Below are 18461 nucleotides of genomic sequence, written 5' to 3'. Positions count from 1 at the left end.
GCCGCCCGGCGCCGGCATGCGCCGTGGGTGTCACTTTCCCGCCCCGGCCGCCCTGCGCCCGGACTTCGGTCGCCGGCCGGCCGGGCGGCGGTCCGCCCCGCCGGCCGGCGCCTGGCCGGCCAGCTCGGCTTCCAGGGCGTCCAGCGCGGTCCGCAACTCCCGCAGCCGGGCACCGATGTCCGGCGGCGCCCCGGGCGGCGGCGCCCGATGCCCGGTCGGCACCGCCGCGACCGCCGGCCGCGCCGGCTCGGGCGCCGTGTCGGGGCCACCCGGCCGCTCCGCCTGGTGGGCGTCCTCCAACGCCTTCAGCACGATGCCGACCAGCAGGTTGGTGAGCAGGTACGAGGCCATGATGATGTACGAGGCGTAGTAGAGGACGCTCCACTCCGAGACGGCCCGACCGGCCTCGAAGGCGTCGGTGATGCCGTCCAGGGAGAGCAGGAGGAAGAGCGTGAACATGGCGCGCCCGACCGTGCCGTACCGGTCGGGGTAGGCGTCGCCGAACGCCATCCAGCCCACCATGGCGTACAGGTAGATGGTCAGGGTCGCGATCAGCAGGAAGCTGACCAGTCCGGGGAGGCTGCGCAGCACGCCGCCGATCACCACCCGCAGCCCGGGAAAGAGCCGTACCGCCCGCACCACCCGGGCGAGCCGGACCAGGCGCAGCAGGGTCACGTTCTCCCGTACGCCGGGCAGCAGCGGTGCGCAGACGATCAGTAGGTCGAACAGGTTCCAGCCGTCGCGGAAGAACCGGTGCGGGGCAGTGAGGTGCGCACCGAACCGCAGGAGCAGTTCGACGACGAAGAGGGCGAGGCAGACGTACTCGACGGCCAGCAGGGCAGCGCCGGCCCGGTCGAGCGCGCGGTCGTAGGTCTCGACGCCGAGTACGATCGCGTTGACGATGATCAGGGCGAAGGACCCGGTGTTGAACCAGTCGGCATCGACCACCCGGTCACACCGGGCCGCCAGGCGCGCTCTGGCGGCGGGCCGGGCTTTGTACACTCCGACACACTCCTCTGTGGATGGACCTGCCGGCGGACAGCCTAATTCGCGGCCTTTCTGACGATGCCGGGGGAGGAGGATCTTGCCGACGCCCCGGGCCGAACCACCCGGTGTCCCGCCCGCGCCGCCTTTGCTCTCCGGGCTGTAATGACCTATGGTTCCTATTCGATGTAGCCGACTCCTTCCCCCGTGGGAGCCGGCTACATCCTTTTTGGTACGGCGGAGTGCTGTCGCCGGCAGCCGGCCGCGATCGTGCTGGCTGCCGGCGAACTCGCCAGATGCGGGGCTGAGCCGAGTACGCCGGAAACCCCGCCATAGGACCATCGTGACGACCGGCTGCCCGGTGCAATCACGAGGATCGGTGTCGCCGCTTCGTGTCCGGATTGACTTGTCGCAAAGCTTGACGCACTATGTTGAGACAAGCTTTGAGACATCGGGGGCGTCATGCCGAATGAAACGTTGCCGGATGTTGACCCGGCGGTGCGTCCGGCGGACCTTGAGCGGGCCGGCGTGTGGTTGGCCGGGCACGGCCTGGCCGACGTCGGGCCGACACCGTTGCTGGCGACGCGTCTGGCGGCCCGGCGACGTACCCGGCTGGCCGCTTCCGTCCTGCTGGCCGCGTTCATCATCGCGGTCGCTCTTACCTACACCGGCGACACGGTTGACGGGTTGGGGTCGTATCGGCGCTGGTCGCTGCTGGTGTTGACGGCGATGGTGGTCGGGTTGGTGCTGGCCCAGTCGCTGCTGGACTGGTGGGTGCGGCGGGTCGACCGGCGGGCCGGCGCGACGTTGCCGCGACGGGCGGCCCACCCGGTCCGGCTCGGCTGGCGTACCGTGCTCGGCTGGCCGCGTGCCGCGTTCGCGGTTACCACATTCGCGGGCGCGATGGCGCTGGCGATCAGTGCCCTGACCGTGCCGGTCTCCACCGCGAGGTACGCGGCGGTCGTCCTGCTCATCGGGCTGTGCGGGGTCGCGGTCGGCATGTTTGTACAGCTGCGCCATATTCTGACGCACCCGGTCGTGGCAGACGACGAGGTCTCGCTGACCGCCGACGTCATCATGCGGGTCGAGGACGCCCGCAACGTCGCCGCGCCAACTGTGGTGTGGTGCCTGCCGGTCGTGTCGGGAGTGTTCGATACCGCGCTCGGTTGGTGGAACGCTGCCTGGCCTGTCTTCATCGTCCTGGGCGTCATCACGCTTGCCCTGATAAATGCGTGGACCGCGCGGAGCGGCATGGTGGGGCGGCACGCCATGAGCGCCCGGTGAACCGAATGATCGTCATCGACTCGGCCTCGCCCGTCCCGCCGTTCGAGCAGCTCCGTGCCCAGCTCGCCCGGCAGATCCAGGACCACACGCTGGCCGTGGGTACCCGGCTGCCGACCATCCGTCGTCTGGCCGCAGACCTTGGCTTGGCCGTCAACACGGTCGGCCGGGCCTACCGGGAGTTGGAGGAGGCGGGGTTGATCGAGACCCGCGGACCAGCCGGCTCGTTCGTGTCCGCCGCCGGCGAGAAGGGACGCGAACGGGCAAGCCGCGCCGCCGCCGAGTACGCCGCCGTCATCGCCAGCATTGGCATCGACACCAACGAGGCCATTCGCATCGTCCAAGCGGCGCTGACCAGGGGCATCGCAGTATCCCCCGGCACACCCGATCCGAAAGAAGCATGACATGGCCGCACCCGACCGCCTGCCCCAGCGCATGATCGCGGCTGGCTTCGCCTCCACCCCGACAAAATCCTCGGGCTGTTCCCCACGACCAAGGTGACCATCCGCGACCCCCGCGTCCGCAAGGAACTCCTCGGCCGGATCAACGCCGCCCTGAACAAACGAGCCGTTCTCGGGCCTCGACCCGGTCGCGGTCGACGTGATACTCGTGACCCAACGGCCCCGCCGGCCAGCTCCCGTCCCGGTGGCGGGTGACGTCGGCACCCCACCGGGTCAGGCGTCGCGTCGAATTCGATCTTCAGCCGATCGGGAGGTATCGTTGCACGCCGCACCCATGCTCATGTTCCGGGACGCCGTCGACGACATCCGCCCCCGAGACGAGCGGTCCCTCGCCCCCCTGGGAGACCCTCGTGACCCTGCCACCGCCCGAGCCGACCGCTGACTGGTTCGGAACCGCCGCCGAGGCGTTGCCGGACGATGCCGAGCACAGCGTCCTGGTCGGCCGGATCTGGGATCCGGCCGTCGGGGGGCCGTCGCCGGTGGTGGTCCGCGACGGTGAGGTCTTCGACGTCAGCGCCGAGTTCGCCACCGTCCGCGACATCTGTGAGCTGCCGGAACCCGCCGAGGTGGTCGCCGGGATCGGCGGCCGGCGGGTCGGTGGCTTCGCGGAACTGCTCGCCAACACGGGCCGGGCGGCCCGGGACCGGGGCCGGCCCTGGCTGCTCGCGCCGGTCGACCTCCAGGCGCTCAAGGCCGCCGGGGTGACGTTCGCGGTCTCGCTGATCGAGCGGGTCATCGAGGAGCGGGCCCGGGGCGACCAGGCGCTTGCGGCGGAGATCCGGCAGCGGCTGCTCGCCGAGGTGGGCGCCGACCTCCAGGATCTGACCCCGGGTTCCGAGGAGGCGGCGCGGTTGAAGGAGCTGCTGGTCGCCGAGGGAGTCTGGAGCCAGTACCTCGAGGTGGGGATCGGGCCGGACGCCGAGATCTTCACCAAGGGGCAGATCCTCTCCGCCGTGGGTACCGCCGTGCCGGTCGGCGTACTCGGCACGTCGACCTGGAACAACCCCGAGCCGGAGGTGGCGCTGCTCGTCGCGTCGACCGGCCGGATCGTCGGGGCGACCCTCGGTAACGACGTGAACCTGCGGGATGTCGAAGGCCGGTCCGCGCTGCTGCTGCCGAAGGCCAAGGACAACAACGCGTCGTGCGCGCTCGGCCCGCTCGTTCGGCTCTTCGACGACCGGTTCGACCTGGACCGGGTACGCGGGCTCGAGGTGGCGTTGGAGATCGAGGGTGCGGACGGCTTCCGTCTCGACGGGTTCTCGGACATGTCGCGGATGTCGCGCGACCCGGAGGCGCTGGTACGGCAGTTGCTCGGCCCCCACCACCACTATCCGGACGGAGCCGTCCTGATGCTCGGCACCATGTTCGCGCCGATCCAGGACCGGGACCGCCCGGGGGAGGGGTTCACGCACAAGGTCGACGACGTGGTCAGGATCAGTTCGGCTCCGCTCGGTACCCTGGTCAACCGCGTCCGGCACAGCGAGGACTGCGACCCCTGGGACTTCGGGGTCCGCGATCTGATGGGCAGTCTCGCCCGCAGGGGACTGCTCTGAACGCCGGGACCGGCACGTCATGCTGGGCGTGGGCCAGCTCGGTCGGGCGGCTCCACACAACGGCCTCCGCGCCGGTGCCGAGACCGGATCGGCGCGGAAGCCCGTTATGTGGGGGTGCGTTTACTTCGATGGGTCCCGGCGGAACAGCATCCGCGACCAGATGTAGCCGACCAGCGCGATCCCGGCGCACCAGGTGGCGGCGATCCACGCGCTGTTGCCGATCGGCGTGCCCATCAGCAGGCCCCGCAGGGTCTCGATGATCGGGGTGAACGGCTGGTGCTTCGCGAACGCCTGCAGCCAGCCCGGCATCGACTCGGCCGGTACGAAGCCGCTGCCGATCATCGGCAGGAGCGTCAGGGGCAACGGCATGTTGCTGGCGGTCTCCGGCGTCTTGGCGGCCAGGCCGAGTGCGACCGACAGCCAGATCAGCGCGAAGGCGACCATGACCAGGACGCCGGCCGCGGCGAACCACTCGGGGGCCGTCGCGTCGGGTCGGAACCCGATCAGCAGCGCCACGCCGGTGACCAGCGCGACGGCGACCAGCGTCTGGACCATGCTGCCGACGACGTGTCCGGTCAGGAACGACCCCCGGGAGATGGACATCGTGCGGAACCGGGCGACGATGCCCTCGCTCATGTCCATGCAGACGGAGATCGCGGCGCTCACACATCCGGCGGCGGCGGTCATCAGGATGATCCCGGGGGAGAGGTAGTTGATGTAGTCGCTCCGGCTCGCCCCGCCGATGCCGGTCCCCATGGCGCCGCCGAACACGTAGGCGAACAGCAGCAGGAACAGGATCGGCATCAGCGCGGTCGACAGCGATAGCGACGGGTAGCGCAGGGCGTGCTTGAGGTTGCGGCCCAGCATCGTCGTCGAGTCGGCCAGGGAGTGGGCCATGGTGCTCATCAGGCGGCAACCTTCGTCTTGTCGGTGAGGGCGAGGAATACGTCGTCGAGGTCGGGGGTGTGGACGGTGAGGCCCTCGACCTGGATGGCTGCTCGGTCGAGCTGGTCGAGCAGGGTGCGCAGCGACTGGACGCCGCCGTCGCTCGGGACCTGAAGGGTCAGCGCCTCGTTGTTTCGGGACACCTCGCCGAGGGTGCGGGCGGCATACTCCAGAGCGTCCGGGCTCCCGAACTCCAGGCTGATGTGACCACCCGGCACCAGTCGCTTGAGCTGGGCGGGCGTACCCTCGGCGACGATCTTGCCGCCGTTGAGGACCGCGATCCGGTCGGCGAGTTGGTCGGCCTCCTCCAGATATTGCGTGGTGAGGAAGATCGTGACGCCGTTGGCCACGAGGCCGCGGATGATGTCCCACATGCCGCGCCGGCTGCGCGGGTCCAGGCCGGTGGTCGGCTCGTCGAGGAAGATGATCCGCGGGTTGCCGACCAGGGTCATCGCCAGGTCCAGTCGGCGCCGCATGCCGCCTGAGTAGGTGGCAACCATCTTGTTGGCGGCCTCCACCAGGTCGAACCGCTCCAGCAGCTCCTCGATGCGCCGACCGCCCTCGCGGCGCCCGATGTGGCGCAGCCTGGCCATCAGCCGCAGGTTCTCCCGAGCGGTGAGCAGGTTGTCCACCGCGGAGAATTGCCCGGTCACCGCGAGCGTCGACCGGACGCCGTCCGGGTCCTTGGCCAGTTCGTGGCCGCCCACGTGCACCCGCCCGGCGTCCGCGGCGATCAGCGTGGTGAGGATCTGCACCGCGGTGGTCTTGCCGGCGCCGTTCGGGCCTAGCAGCGAGAAGATGGTTCCGGTCGGGACGATCAGGTCGATGCCGTCGAGGACAAGCTTCTTGCCGTACGACTTGCGCAGCCCGATTGCGTGGATGGCGGTCTGTGCGGGGATGGGGGTCACGATTCCTCGTTTCCGTTGCGGGGATTACTCGGCGTCGCCGCGCAGCGAGCGGTGGACGGTGCCGTCGCGGTGTGGCTGCGCGCGCCGGGTCTCCTCGGCCTTACCCGGGGCTGTCGCCGCGTCCAGCTCGTCGCGCACGATCTCGCCGACGGCGGACGGAGCCCGATACGGCCTTCGCGGACTCCGCCCTGCACGCCGTCGACGACAATGTCACCGCTGGCCGAGTTCACCCGCGGGTCGTCGGTGGCCTCGCGGGTTCCGGGGTATCCGCCGGAGTTCTTGATGGCCCCGGAGGCGCCGATCGCCCGGACGCGGACCTCGCCGCTCCCGGTGGAGATGTCGACCCGGCCGACTGGCGGCTAGACTTCGGGTTGCAGTTCAACAGTGCCCTGCTGTATCGGGCACGACCTCGGGAGGGTGTTGCAGCACCCTCTCGAGGGTCCGTCCAACTGGACGGCGCCTACTCGCAGAAGACACGCACTTTGGCATCGGGCTGGTCGACCTCCACGGTCATCTCGTCGAGTTGCTCCACGAGCGCCTCGAGCTGTTCGGGCTTGAGCTGCGTCAGGTCGAACGGCACGCCCGACTTGTTCAGTTCGGCGTTGGCCCGTTCCAGTGCCTGCGGCGGGATCAGGGCCGCAAGCCGTACGCCGGCCCGCAGCAGTTGCAGCGGCACCCGCACGTTGATCCGCCCCGGCTCGCCGTTCTCAACGGTGTCCACCACAACCCGCAGATATTTCGGCCTGCCCTTCGGTCGGGCGTCGAGACTCGACGCCGCCGACGGCTGGCCCCGTTCGAGCGCGGCGATGAGCTGCTCCGCCTCCTCTGCGGTGATCTTGCCCTCGGCCAGCATGTCGAGGATGTCCTTGCGCTGTTCGTTCATCGGAATCTCTCTCCTATCGGATGGTTACGAGCACAGCCGTGCGGCCCTGCTCGACGTCGAACCGGATGCCGGGCAACGCGGCGACGACGCGCCAACTGGTGCCGAGTGCCCGCAGCACCCTGACGCGGTACACGAGGCAGGCGACGGCCCCCACCAGTACGGCCAGGACCACGACCGGTAGGAACACGAGCACTACGGGGAGGATCGGGACCCAGATCCGGATGCGACGACCGTCCGAGCGTTTGACCCGAACGGTCACCAACTGCGGCATCACGTGCGCCCCTCGAATTCGGACAATGCCTGCTGCGCGGTGATCTCGCCGCGGCGCAACCGGTCGATGATGTCGGCCCGCGACGGCGCCGGATCGGTCTCGACGAAATCGAGCATCTGCATGATCCGGTTCAGTCGTGACTTGATCGTCGGGTAGCTCACCCCGAAGATCCGCTCCATCTCCTTGATGGAACCGTGGCACCGCACGAATGCCGTGACGAAGACCTGATCCTCGACGTTGAGCTGCGCCAGTTGGGGTAGCTCGAACTCGCCCTCGATCGCGACGCCGCTGCCTGTCAGGCGCACCCGCTCGACGACGAACGGCTGACCCCGGGTCAGGTTGGTGAGTTCCTGCCAGCCCATCGCCTGCTCTGTCATATCTAAAGTTCTACCCCTCACGTCTTTAACTTTCAAGATGTCGATCTTAAATTTCTTGAAGTCGGGGGCCGCCCTCTGGGGGCCCGCCGGCAACGGCAGCTCCTTTTAGGCGGTATGCCCGATATACGCGAGCCCGCCGGCGGCGTCACCGGCACGAAGATCAGGCGTCGGCGACCAGCCCTTAGCTGGCGTTAGGTCCATGGTGCCGGCGACCTCGGTGTCGGTGTCGGCGGTGAAATCGCCGGCCACGGTCGCGACCCGTACCGGCAACGCGGTCGCGGCCGGCTGCGACAGTCGTGCGCCGGTCAGGTCGAGCGGACCGGCGACGGTCGCGCCGTACGGGTCGACGAAACCGGCCCGGAAGCCCCGCCGGAGGTTGACCCCGGCGGCGACCAGACTGGGGCCCGGAGGCCGACCGGTGAGGGCGGGGCCGCGTCCGTCGTCGATCGTCGCGTCCTTCAGGATGACCGCGCTGTCGACCCGGGCGAGGTTGAGGAAGACCATGCCGGAACAGGCCAGCCCGGCACTGCCGAAGTCGCCGCCGACGAGGGGAATCGGGCGGGGCCCGGTGCGGAGGCTCGTCGCCGCCGCACCGGGCCCCGCGGGAAAGCTCCCGGACGCCGGAGGCTATCCGGCGGAGCAGGTCGGACTCATGCCCGACCCGGAACCGGATCCCTGGAAGCCGAACTCGGTCGACTGGCCGGCGGCGATCGAGCCGTTGAAACTGACGTTGGTGAACTGCACCGCACCGGTGTTCCCGCTGCGGTTGGCGTTCCAGACGTTGGTGACGCTGGCGCCCGACGGCAGGGTGACCGAGACCGTCCAGCCGTTCACCGGCGCGGAGCCGGCGGTGACCCGAACCGTGGCGACGAAGCCACCCGTCCACTGGTTGAGCGACACCGTCGCCGAGCAGGCGCCGGTGACCGGCGGCGTGGTCGGCGGCGGCGTGGTGGGCGGGGTGGTGACCGGAGGCGTGGTCGGCCCACTGGTCGGCGGCGTGGTGGGCGTCGTGCCCGGGCCGTCGGTCAGGGTCGGGGTCTGCCAGTCCCGCCACTCGGCCAGGTTGCCGGCCTTCCGGCTGGAGATCCGCATCGTGCCGGCGGCGTTGCCCGTCTTCAGCAGGAACTTCTGGAGGTACTGCTGCAGCGGGGTGCGCCACTCGGACCGGACGGCGCAGTGGGTGCCGTCCTGGACGTCCGACCAGTAGGTGATGTTGTCACCCGCACCGAGCGCCTTGTAGACCTCGGCGCCGCCCAGGGCCGCCACGCTGCCGGACCTGGCGCCCAGCCAGTCGACGTGCGGGTTGTCCATGATGAACAGCCCGCGCGGCGCCACCATGCCCACCATCTGGTGGGTGTCGATCGGCAGGCTGTTCGGGTTGCCGGTGAACGAGCTGAACGCGTCACCGAGCCACGGCTGCTCGGAGTAGGCGCTGCTCAGCGGCTGGGCTCCGCTCTCCGTGGCGATCGAGCGGAAGGCGCCGACGCCGGCGCTGCCGGACTCGATCGGCATGGTCAGCGCGATGCGCTGGTCGAAGACGCCGATCGTGAACGCGCCCTTGCCGTACCGGGAGCAGCCGGTAACGCCCATCGCGTCGGCCCGGAGGATGTTGCCGCCGGACTGCTCGATGACGTCGATGATCCGGCTCACGCCCCAGGCCCAGGCCATCAGGATCCCGGTGCTGCTGGACGCACCGTAGATGCTGTAGAAGGCGCCCTGCTTGTTGTTCCGGGGGGTGCCCTCCCGGCCCACCGCGAGGGGGTCGAAGCTGATGGTGGCGACACCGGCGGACCGGATTGTCGAGGTGTCCGCCCCGAAACCGCCCACGACGACGACGGCCGGGAAGGGGCCAGTGCCACTCGGCAGTTGGACGCCTGCCGAGAAGCTCGCGCTCCTGCCCTGGTCCGACACGTTCACCGTGATGTTGGTGCTGGACACCGTACCGGTGACGCTGGCCGGCTTCGCCGGCTTCTGGCCGTAGACGTGCCGCTCCGCCAGCTCCCGGGTCTCCGCCCGGCGGCATCGCCAGTCGGCCTTGCTGGTGATCCGGGTACCGTCCATCTTGCGGAACGGGTCGGGGAGCCTGGAGTTGGATGTCGACGAGCCCGAGCCGGGCACGGGGCAGTCGGCGCCCTCGTCTTCGACGGTCGAGGCGGCCACGACGACGTCGGCGGCGGCCTCGGCGGCGGTTGTTCTCGCTACTACAGTTACCGTTCCGACGACCGCGAGCGCCGCTACCGCGAGCGTGACGACCGTCGAGCGGATCTTAGAGCAGCCCGAGGTGATGGCCACTAGGGCTCTCCTTCCGGGTGGGGTGATGGTCTCGGCGGACAGCAATCGATGATCGCCGATGCCGACATTGATAAGTTTCAAGCAAGACGCTGAAACATGTCAATGCCGCCCGGCCGCTACTGGATCTTGTCGCCGGCCGTCACCTGATGGTCACCCGAGGTGTCCGCGCTCACCTCCGGAGCAGGGATAGGAGCTGGTCGCCCTGGCGGGTGATCTCCGGCAGGTAGGGGGTGTCGGAGGGTGCGAACTGGGTGACGCCGAGGGGCTGGTACCCGCGCAGCGACTTCGCCACGTCCTCCGCCGAACCGACCAGCCAGATCGTGCCCGCGCCACCGCCGCCGCACCGGCCGGGGTGGTGTAGAGGTTGTCGCCGAGCACCTCGCCACGGGCGGCCAGGTCGAGCAGCCGGCTGGAACCTCGGCACACACGCCCGAACGGGAGAACGATCCGGACACCGGATCGGCCCACCCGGGCCGCGCATGGCACCATCGCGCAGATGATGCCCGCCCACCCCGGCCCTCCCGGTGCCGTCGCCCCGCCCGCCGGGTCCGCCCCGGCCAACCGTCCCCGCACCGGACCCGGCGATCGGCGGACGAGGTGACGGCGCGATGACGGCCGCGGCCCGCTACGGTGACCCCGCCGCCGTTCTCGCGGTGGCCAGCGATGTGCTCAACCTGCAACTCGCACACCGTTCCGTGCGCAAGTTCGGGCCGCGCGAGGTCACCGACGACGAACTGACCGCGTTGATCGCGGCGGCACAATCCGCGCCGACGTCGTCCAACCTCCAAGCCTGGAGCGTGGTGGCGGTGCGCGACCCCGCGCGCAAGGCCCGGCTGGCCGGGCTCGCCGGCAACCAGGCCTTCGTCGCGCAGGCGCCGCTCTTCCTCGTCTGGGTCGCCGACCTCGACCGGGCCCGCCGGTTGGCGGCACGCGCCGACCGGGAGGTCGCCGCCGCCGACTACCTGGAGACCACCATCATCGGCTTCGTCGACACCGCGCTGGCCGCCCAGAACGCGGTGGTGGCCGCCGCGTCGCTCGGCCTCGGCTCGGTGTTCGTCGGCGCCATCCGCAACCGGCCCGCCGAGGTCGCGGCGGAACTGAAGCTACCGCCGCACGCGGTGGCGACCTTCGGGTTGGCCGTCGGCGCGCCCGATCCCACCGAGCAGGCCGACATCAAGCCGCGGTTGCCGCAGGCCGCCGTCCTGCACCGGGAGCAGTACGACGCCGTCACCGCCGACGCGCACATCGCCACCTACGACAAGATCCTCTCCGGGTACAACGCCCGCTTCGGGTTGTCCGGCAACTGGAGCGGCAGGGTGTTGGACCGCCTCCGTGGGCCGGCGTCGATGGCTGGCCGGCACCGGCTGCGGGAGATCCTGGAACGCCTGGGCCTGCCGTCGCGCTGACCGGCCCTGGGAACAGCCGCCGGCCGATGATGACCGCGACAGGTGCGGGTGGCGCTCAGCGCGTCGGCTCAATGCACCGAATCGGGGTGCCCGGTCGTCGCCGAGCTGCCGCCGCTACCGCCGGACGCACCGCCGGCCACCCCGGAGTTGTCGTCCTCGGTCACGATGTCCGGCCTCTCGTCCGTACCCGACGGCGCCGGGACCTCTGTCTCGGCGACCACCTGTGTCAACCTGGCCTGGCCGTCCTCGTCCTCGGCGCGGTCCGGATCGACCGGCTGCTCGCCCTGACGCGCCCGGTATCCCATGACCGTCCTCCCGATCCGCTCCCGGACGCGGCAGTCACCTGCCGTTGCCCTACCGAGGGCCCGTCCGCGCGGTGCGCTTACCCACGGCGGACTCCGAGTCACCACCAGCGGCGGATGTATGTCGGTCGAGCCGCATGGTGCCGGAATCGTGGTCGGTGGCGCCGGGGGCGTGCGCGGCGTGGGTCGGGGTGGCCACTGACCCCGGGTGTCCGGCCAGACATGGGGCTCGGCGGCGGCCGAAATGGGACATTCGTGCGTTGACGGCGCAATCGCTCCTCGGCACGAGCCTGGGGGACAGCCGGGCCTCGGCCGACCGGTTCCGCGCGCGCCTGGGCCAGCGCTTGCCCCGCTTCCGGGTCGGTTCTTGCCCCGCTTCGGGTCGGTTCTTGGCACGCTTCGGGGCGGCTCGCCGGCTGACGGGGATCTCAGGCCAGCAGGGCTGGTCTCATCTCCGCGCCCAGATTGATCGCGCTGACCACCCGGCGGCCGGTGTGGTCATAGACGTCGATGTTGTTGTTGCGCCGCATCAGCTCGCGGGCCGGGGGCGGCAGCCGGGGTGGGTCGTCCATGGCCGCGCGGATCTGCTGGGCGGTCGATATCAGCCGGTTGGCCAAGGCGGCGGCGTCGACGTCCGCCCGGACCCGGCCGTACTCCCAGCCGGCGGCGGTGAGATCGAGCACCTCGAACACGTGTCGTAGCAGCGGGCTCGGATCGGTCATCCGCACCAGCCGGGGCGCCCGGGCGCCGACGACCGTGACCGCCCCGGCCACCTGCGCGTACGGGTGGAAGCCGCAGGGTAGCGCCAGCAGCGGCCAGCGCAACTGCGGCCCGGCCTCCCGCCACAGCGGCCGGTAGTTCCGGCGGTCCACCACGAGCCGGCGACCGGTATGCCGGTACAGCTCGGTGGCCTGGGCGAAAAGGTCCGCGTGAGCCGCGTCGGCGAACTCCCGGATGACCCTGGCCGCCACGAACAGGCCGTCGTCGCCGTCCAGCAACCGAATGACCGCGTCGGCCTGGTCGGCGAACCGGACCTGCGCGCCGGCGCCGAACCGGTGTCGAAGGTCCGACAGGAGTGCCTCCTGCCGGGCCGGATCGTGCTGGACCTGCCTCCTACCCAGCAGACGCCGGAACCACCGCATGTCGTCTCGTTTCAGCAGCCGACTGAAGAACGCGGCAATGTTACAAGGTCCGGCCGGCGGAGGTGGACAGCGGCGCCGTACCCGGCTCGGCGATCCTGGTGGCAGCAGTGCCCGTCGCAGCCCCCGGAGCGGGACGAGGAGGGCTGCCATCCCGGCGGCGACTCGGGGCGCGGATCCGGCCCGGACCGGAGGCCGGGTCCCGCGTCAGCCCCGCTGTCCCTTGTGGGAACGGCGGGGCCTCCTTGGCGCTGGATTCCAGGCGCACCACGGCAATCCCGTCAAGCGTACCGACAATCCGGTCTTGACGATCTTCGCGGTGGGGCAGAGCGCCAGGGCGGACTGGACGACGGGACGCCGGCGACGCGGGACGCCGAGGGTGTGTACCGTCGCCCCGTGCTGGACGAACTCGACCGGGTGTCGTGGACTGAGCTGGCGCACGCGTACGGCCCTGCCGGCGACGTGCCCGACCTGATCCGCCGGGTCGCCGGTCCCGACGAGGAGGACGCGCTCCAGTCGCTGTACGAGCTGCGCGCCCGCATCCTGCACCAGGGCAACGTGTGCTCGGCGACCGCCCCGGCGGTGCCGTTCCTCGCCGCCCTGCTGGACGATCCGGGCACCACGGACCCAGGCGGCATCGCGCACCTGCTCGGCGACATGGCCGACATCGTCGACCCGGACAAGCCGACGCTGGCCGCACTCCGCGCCACGGTCACCGCCCAGGTCGACCGGCTGCTTCCACTGCTGACCGCCGCCGAACCGTGGACCCGGCTGGCCGCCGCCTACGCGCTCGGGCAGTGCCCGGAGCGGGCCGGCGACATCCTGACGGCCCTGCACGGCCGCTGGCCGATCGAGACCGACGCCCACGCCCGGGGAGCGCTGGTCATCGCGGCGGCCGCCCTCGACCCGACCACCAGCCTGCTCGCCGAGGCGTTCGCCGCGGACGGGCCGGCCACCGTACGCGCCGCGGCGGCACTGGCCGCGGCCCGCGCGCCGGCACCGTGGCCCGGCGACGTGGCGGTCGCGGCCGTACGGGCGGGCTGGGCCGACGGGGACCCCTGGCTCGACCGCGACGAGGACGCGTACGGCGTCGAGGTCGGCCCGTACCTGTGGAACTGGGATCCGATCGAGGACCTGCTCGACCATCTCGCCCGCGCCGACCAGCCCGCCGTGGTCACCGCACTGCTCGCCTCGACCGATCCGGCGGTACGCGAGAAGGCGGCCCGCTGCGGCGGCGGGCTGGTCGGCCGGTACCGGTCGGTGCGCGGGCCGATGGTGCAGGTGCTGGCGACCGCGCTCGACGACCCCGCCCCCGAGGTCCGGGAGGCGGCGGTCTGGGGACTCCGCCGGGCCGGCGACGCCACCGCCGTCGCCGCCGACGCGCTGGCCGGGCTGGTCGACCGGGACGACGATCTCGCGGCCGGTCAGGCGCTCGCCGCCCTGGTCGAGATCGGCGACCCCCGGTACGCCGACCGGTTGCCGGCCAGGCTGGCCGCCGGCACCGCCGGTCCTGACGCCGTGACCGCGCTCGCCTCGGCCGGAGTACCGGCGGATCCGGGTCTGCTCGACGCGGTCCGCCACCGGCTGGCGCGGGTGCCCGCCGACGTGCCGTTCGACCCTGCCGCGCAGCTCGGCCGGCTGTCCGACGGCGCCTGGCCGGTCTCGCACGCCACCGAACGTGTCGGGCTGGTCCGACTCCTCGCCGGCTGGGGCCCGGCCGCCGCGCCCGCCGTACCCGAGTTGACCGTCCTGCTTCGTGCCGGACAGTCGGTGGCCGAGGTCGCGGAGACGCTCGCCGCGGTCGGTGCCGCCGCCGCGCCGGCCGTACCGCTGCTGCGCGACCATGCGGCCAGCGGCGACGGTCCGGCCCGGTTCGCCGCCGCCCGGGCGGTGTGGCGGCTGGCCGGCGATCCCGAACCCGCGCTCGACACCGCCGTGCACGAGATTGAGACCGATGGCTGGGTCGGGCGGGCCGTCGGCCTGCTCGTCGAGGTCGGTGAGCCGGCCCGGCGCCTGCTGACCCGGCTCGCCGCCGCCGTCGCCGCCGAGCCGGCCAGCAGCCTGACCGGCCAGAGTGGGCAGGTCGCGCTCGCCCGGTTGCTGTGGCGGTGGACCGGGGAACCCGACAGCGCGCTCCCGCTGGTCACCGCCGTGCTGCGGGCCGGCTGGCCCGAGGCCCGGGGCGAGGCCGCCGACCTCGCCGCCGAGCTGGGCGACCCCGCTGGGGTCGACACCTTGCGCGCCCTGCTCGCCGACCCGGCCGTGCGACGCGGTGCCCGGATCGCGGCCGCCCGGGCACTCTGGCGACACACCGGCGAGGCGGAGGTGCTGGTCGAGCCGACGCTGGCCGTCCTCACCGACCGGCCCGGCCAGCGGGACCTGGTGCAGGCCCTCGACCTGCTCGCCGCGTTCGGACCGGTCGCGGCGGCGGCGCTGCCGACGCTCCGCAGCCTGGCCGACCGGGACGACACCCTGGTCTACTACGGCGCCGAGGACAATGTCGGGCGGCTCGACGAGGAGTGCCGGCGTGCCGTCCATCGCGTCGTCGAGGTCATCGAGGGGTCGTCGCCGGCCCGCACCTGACGCCGGGCCCAGTGGCACCGGGCGGAAGCACCGGATTTGCACGACCGTCACGCGGTGGAAACACCGGACGGCGACGGTGTGCCGACCCTCCAAGATCGAGAGGGCGGATCCGAGCACCCGGTAGCGGCTCCGGTCGGGCCCGTGGTGCCCTTGCTACATCCCGAAGAGTGTCTTCAAGGGCCGCCGCTGATCCGGCTCCGGTCGCAGCGAAGACGGAAAGGTCCAGATAGGACATGTATTAGTCTGCGTGGCCACGGCGGGACGACAAGCTCAAGTAATGCTCAAGATCCGGTTCGCGCCACCCGTCGATGCGAAAAATGCGCATACGCTCACCGCACCCAGCCCGCCCACAGGCCGCACCATGCTCTTGCAGGTGGTCGACCACGTTGTACCACGGCTCACCGTGGGTGAGCTCAGCACGACCGTGCTGAACGGATCGGGCCGCCCCGACCTGGGGCCGGCCCGGTATCAACCACAGGCCGCAAACAGAAGGAGGGAGCATGCGACGCAGACGACTGCGCATCGCGCTGCTCGCGTTGCCCGCCCTGGTCGGGACGGTCCTCATGGCGACGGCGCCGGCAGGCGCGGATCCGGCGAAGTCCGCAGCCACGGGCGGTGCCGGACGATCGCAGCTTGAGGACCAGGAGTCGGTACGCCTGGTGCGCATCCAGCTGACCGGCGCCGACATGCTGGACAAGGTGGTCGCCGCCGGCTTCGACCTTGAGCACGGGCTCCGGCGCGTGCCGGCCGGCATCGAGGGCGAGGCGGTGGTGACCGCCGGGCAGGTCGCCGAACTCAAGGCTATGGGCGTCACCATCCTCGGCAACGGCGAGAGCTTCGCGTGGAGCGACGAGGCCGACGGCGGCCTCCAGGCCCTCGGCGCGCGGGCCGTCCAGCCGGTCAACCACGAAAAGACGGTACGGGTCGTCCGCGCCGACTGGTTCACCACCAAGGGCCAGGGCTTCCTCTACGTGGAGGCACGGACCACCGAAGGGCAGCAGTCCGATCCGGTCGTCACGATGCAGCTCGAGAACGACTCGGGCCGGGGCACGCCGTTCGGCTTCGCCCGGACGATGAGCCGGTTCGTCGACTCCGGGCAGTACATGTTCCACCGGAACCTGTTCAAGCTCGACGCGCGCCCGAAGCAGATCCGGGTGACGAGTTCGACCGGCGGCGTCACGACCGGTTTCGTCTCCAACTGGCTTGAGGACGCTCCGCCGCCACTGACGGCGAATCCCGGCTACAAGTCGGACTTCGTGGACGGCTACCGGCACCCGCAGCAGCTCTACCGCCGCGCCGAGGAGATCGCCCGGCAGTACCCGGAGATCGCCGAGATCGTCTATCTACCGAACAAGACGAACGGCTATCAGCGCAAGGCGCAGGCCACCATCGGCGGTACCGGCCAGGAGGCGGTCGTCGTCAGTTCGGCGGCGTGGGGCCACGAGGGCGGCAACGAGATCACCGTCGAGTTCGTGGACCGTCCGGGGGCGAACCTGCCGCTCGCCGTCGAGGTCGTCGGCAAGGCGGTCCGGGTCCTCCTCGGCAAGGACGCCTCGGGCGGGCTCGCGAGCACCGCCGCGCAGGTGGCCGCAGCCCTGGAGACCGGGTCGCAGGGCCTCATCGACCGGGCGCACCCGTACCGGACGAACGCCGGCACCGGCATCGTAGCCCCGACGGCCGGTCCGGTCGCGCTGACCGACTTCCTCGACGAGAAGCGTGCCGGCGCACCGGAGGGCGAGGTGCCACGCGGCCCGGCCACGATCCCGGTGCTGCGGATCGGCAAGCACCGCGACGGCAAGAAGCCGGGTGTGCTGATCCAGGCGCAGGACCACGCCCGCGAGTGGGTACCCGCGACGACCACGCTGGAGACGGCCGAGCGGCTGGTGCACAACTACCGGTCCGACCGGGAGACGAAGAAGATCGTCAACGACACCGACATCTTCCTCATCCTCTCCAACAACCCGGACGGCGCGAACTACAGCTTCTACAACTTCGCGTCGCAGCGACGGAACATGACGAACCACTGCCCGGACGAGAACGCCGACCCGGCCCGGCGTAACGCCTGGGGCGTCGACCTGAACCGCAACTACCGGGTCGGTTCGGGCCACGACGGCTACGCGGGTGGGTCGACCGACTGCGTCAGCAACACCTACCAGGGACCGGAGGAGCTCTCCGAGCCCGAGTCGAAGAACATCATCTGGCTGGTCGAGAAGTACTCGAACATCAAGTTCATGATGTCGGTGCACTCCAACGGCGGCCAGCTCTTCTGGCAGCCCGGCGCCTACATCGCGGACGGCCGCATCACCACGCCGCGCCCGCCCCTGGGTGACGAGGCGTTCTACTGGCAGTCGGCCGCCCGGATCCTGTCGCAGGTCAAGGCGCACCGGGAGACCGTGGTCACGCCGGAGAACGTCGGCGGGTCGTCGGACGTCCTCTACTCCTCGGCCGGCAACGTGCGCGAGGACCTGTACCACACCTACGGGATCTACGCCTTCGGCTGGGAGGTCGGCGGCTCGATCTACAACCCGGCCACCGGCGACTGGCAGGGCGGCTCGTTCCAGCCGCCGTGGGTGGGGGATCCGGCGCTGGTCAGCGGCCACGCCGAGACGATGGAGTACGCCAACGGGATCATGGAGATGTTCCGGATCGCGGCGGAGTGGGGCGGCGACAAGAAGGACCCCACGTCCCGGCTGCTGCCCGGCGGCGGAAAGTACTACGACTCCGTCGATGTCCGCTTCGAGACCAGCGAGCCGGCCACCATCTACTACACGACGGATGGCAGCCGGCCCACCCTGGACTCGCCGCGCTACGAGGCGACCGAGTTCCGTGAGCCGGGGCAGGTGTTCCACGTGACCGAGACGACGACGTTCCGGTGGTTCTCGGTCGACGCCGCCGGCAACATCGAGAACAACTACGACCCGACGAAGAACGAGCGGCGCGACAAGTACCGCACGGCGACGATCAGGATCGTCAAGCGGTAAGCCCAGGTGACCAGCCGCCTCGTCGGTGCGGATGCGCCGCGCCGACGGGGCGGTGGTCGGTCACATGTCGGGGCCCGGTCCCATCCGGCAGGTGC

At 71.0% G+C, this 18461-nt stretch carries 17 protein-coding genes; 6 read left to right on the top strand and 11 right to left on the bottom strand.

The genetic code is table 11. The features are described from left to right. Positions 1-30 precede the first annotated feature (30 nt). Positions 31-948 carry an ion transporter gene (locus AAH979_RS31775; RefSeq protein ID WP_346261823.1) on the bottom strand — a complete coding sequence of 306 codons (918 nt, stop codon included), beginning with the start codon at positions 946-948 and terminating at the stop codon, positions 31-33. A gap of 498 nt (positions 949-1446) precedes the next feature. On the opposite strand from AAH979_RS31775, the gene AAH979_RS31770 reads away from it, so the two are divergent. The 3 genes from AAH979_RS31770 (at position 1447) to AAH979_RS31760 (ending at position 4279) form a co-directional block, all read left to right on the top strand. Beyond that, positions 1447-2268 (top strand): hypothetical protein, encoded by an 822-nt coding sequence (locus AAH979_RS31770; protein WP_346261822.1) that lies wholly within the window; start codon positions 1447-1449, stop codon positions 2266-2268. A gap of 5 nt (positions 2269-2273) precedes the next feature. Then, complete coding sequence (locus tag AAH979_RS31765; RefSeq protein WP_346261821.1) at positions 2274-2669, top strand: GntR family transcriptional regulator; 396 nt, start codon at positions 2274-2276, stop codon at positions 2667-2669. 407 nt (positions 2670-3076) lie between these two features. After that, entirely contained in the window at positions 3077-4279 is a 1203-nt protein-coding gene (locus AAH979_RS31760) for a fumarylacetoacetate hydrolase family protein (protein WP_346261820.1), read from the top strand. A 120-nt stretch (positions 4280-4399) separates the two neighbouring features. Here the strand turns inward: AAH979_RS31760 and AAH979_RS31755 are convergent, their stop codons facing one another. The 8 genes from AAH979_RS31755 to AAH979_RS31720 all read right to left on the bottom strand — a co-directional run bounded on the left by AAH979_RS31755 (position 4400) and on the right by AAH979_RS31720 (position 10247). Then, positions 4400-5185, bottom strand: coding sequence for an ABC transporter permease (locus tag AAH979_RS31755; protein WP_346261819.1), 786 nt, complete (start codon positions 5183-5185; stop codon positions 4400-4402). After that, on the bottom strand, positions 5185-6132 hold the full coding sequence (locus tag AAH979_RS31750) for an ATP-binding cassette domain-containing protein (RefSeq protein WP_346261818.1): 948 nt from the start codon (positions 6130-6132) through the stop codon (positions 5185-5187). The genes AAH979_RS31755 and AAH979_RS31750 overlap by 1 nt, the downstream gene beginning before the upstream one ends. 460 nt (positions 6133-6592) lie before the next feature. Then, positions 6593-7015, bottom strand: a complete 423-nt coding sequence (locus AAH979_RS31745) for a hypothetical protein (protein ID WP_346261817.1) — start codon at positions 7013-7015, stop codon at positions 6593-6595. A 13-nt stretch (positions 7016-7028) separates the two neighbouring features. Beyond that, on the bottom strand, positions 7029-7286 hold the full coding sequence (locus tag AAH979_RS31740) for a hypothetical protein (protein WP_346261859.1): 258 nt from the start codon (positions 7284-7286) through the stop codon (positions 7029-7031). Beyond that, complete coding sequence (locus AAH979_RS31735; RefSeq protein ID WP_346261816.1) at positions 7286-7663, bottom strand: DUF2089 domain-containing protein; 378 nt, start codon at positions 7661-7663, stop codon at positions 7286-7288. The genes AAH979_RS31740 and AAH979_RS31735 overlap by 1 nt, the downstream gene beginning before the upstream one ends. Positions 7664-7768: 105 nt before the next feature. Continuing rightward, a complete protein-coding gene (locus AAH979_RS31730; protein WP_346261815.1) occupies positions 7769-8167 on the bottom strand; it encodes a hypothetical protein in 399 nt (132 codons plus the stop codon). Between the two features lie 123 nt (positions 8168-8290). Then, positions 8291-9955 carry a cellulose binding domain-containing protein gene (locus AAH979_RS31725; protein ID WP_346261814.1) on the bottom strand — a complete coding sequence of 555 codons (1665 nt, stop codon included), beginning with the start codon at positions 9953-9955 and terminating at the stop codon, positions 8291-8293. 169 nt (positions 9956-10124) lie between these two features. Continuing rightward, positions 10125-10247, bottom strand: coding sequence for a hypothetical protein (locus tag AAH979_RS31720; RefSeq protein WP_346261813.1), 123 nt, complete (start codon positions 10245-10247; stop codon positions 10125-10127). A gap of 316 nt (positions 10248-10563) precedes the next feature. Here AAH979_RS31720 and AAH979_RS31715 point away from each other — a divergent pair, with 316 nt between their 5' ends. After that, complete coding sequence (locus tag AAH979_RS31715) at positions 10564-11361, top strand: nitroreductase family protein (protein WP_346261812.1); 798 nt, start codon at positions 10564-10566, stop codon at positions 11359-11361. A gap of 68 nt (positions 11362-11429) precedes the next feature. Here AAH979_RS31715 and AAH979_RS31710 read toward each other — a convergent pair whose 3' ends face one another. Beyond that, positions 11430-11666, bottom strand: coding sequence for a preprotein translocase YidC (locus tag AAH979_RS31710; protein WP_346261811.1), 237 nt, complete (start codon positions 11664-11666; stop codon positions 11430-11432). A gap of 425 nt (positions 11667-12091) precedes the next feature. Continuing rightward, on the bottom strand, positions 12092-12805 hold the full coding sequence (locus tag AAH979_RS31705; protein ID WP_346261810.1) for a hypothetical protein: 714 nt from the start codon (positions 12803-12805) through the stop codon (positions 12092-12094). Positions 12806-13198: 393 nt separating this feature from the next. Here AAH979_RS31705 and AAH979_RS31700 point away from each other — a divergent pair, with 393 nt between their 5' ends. Further along, entirely contained in the window at positions 13199-15385 is a 2187-nt protein-coding gene (locus tag AAH979_RS31700; RefSeq protein ID WP_346261809.1) for a HEAT repeat domain-containing protein, read from the top strand. Positions 15386-15885: 500 nt separating this feature from the next. Next, positions 15886-18366, top strand: coding sequence for a M14 family zinc carboxypeptidase (locus AAH979_RS31695; RefSeq protein ID WP_346261808.1), 2481 nt, complete (start codon positions 15886-15888; stop codon positions 18364-18366). The last annotated feature ends 95 nt before the right edge of the window (positions 18367-18461 follow it).

The sequence above is a fragment of the Plantactinospora sp. ZYX-F-223 genome (assembly GCF_039649625.1).
Classification (GTDB): Bacteria; Actinomycetota; Actinomycetes; order Mycobacteriales; family Micromonosporaceae; genus Plantactinospora.
The sequence above is the reverse complement of the archived record's forward strand: the minus strand, read 5'-3'. Positions and strand labels throughout refer to the sequence as shown.

Bases quoted from the DNA above. Each gene is read 5' to 3' on its own strand.
- AAH979_RS31770 (WP_346261822.1), top strand. From the start codon at position 1,447: ATGCCGAATGAAACGTTGCCGGATGTTGACCCGGCGGTGCGTCCGGCG.
- AAH979_RS31710 (WP_346261811.1), bottom strand. From the start codon at position 11,666: ATGGGATACCGGGCGCGTCAGGGCGAGCAGCCGGTCGATCCGGACCGC.
- AAH979_RS31765 (WP_346261821.1), top strand. From the start codon at position 2,274: ATGATCGTCATCGACTCGGCCTCGCCCGTCCCGCCGTTCGAGCAGCTC.
- AAH979_RS31695 (WP_346261808.1), top strand. From the start codon at position 15,886: ATGCGACGCAGACGACTGCGCATCGCGCTGCTCGCGTTGCCCGCCCTG.
- AAH979_RS31740 (WP_346261859.1), bottom strand. From the start codon at position 7,286: ATGCCGCAGTTGGTGACCGTTCGGGTCAAACGCTCGGACGGTCGTCGC.
- AAH979_RS31735 (WP_346261816.1), bottom strand. From the start codon at position 7,663: ATGACAGAGCAGGCGATGGGCTGGCAGGAACTCACCAACCTGACCCGG.
- AAH979_RS31705 (WP_346261810.1), bottom strand. From the start codon at position 12,805: ATGCGGTGGTTCCGGCGTCTGCTGGGTAGGAGGCAGGTCCAGCACGAT.
- AAH979_RS31715 (WP_346261812.1), top strand. From the start codon at position 10,564: ATGACGGCCGCGGCCCGCTACGGTGACCCCGCCGCCGTTCTCGCGGTG.
- AAH979_RS31730 (WP_346261815.1), bottom strand. From the start codon at position 8,167: ATGGTCTTCCTCAACCTCGCCCGGGTCGACAGCGCGGTCATCCTGAAG.
- AAH979_RS31755 (WP_346261819.1), bottom strand. From the start codon at position 5,185: ATGAGCACCATGGCCCACTCCCTGGCCGACTCGACGACGATGCTGGGC.
- AAH979_RS31745 (WP_346261817.1), bottom strand. From the start codon at position 7,015: ATGAACGAACAGCGCAAGGACATCCTCGACATGCTGGCCGAGGGCAAG.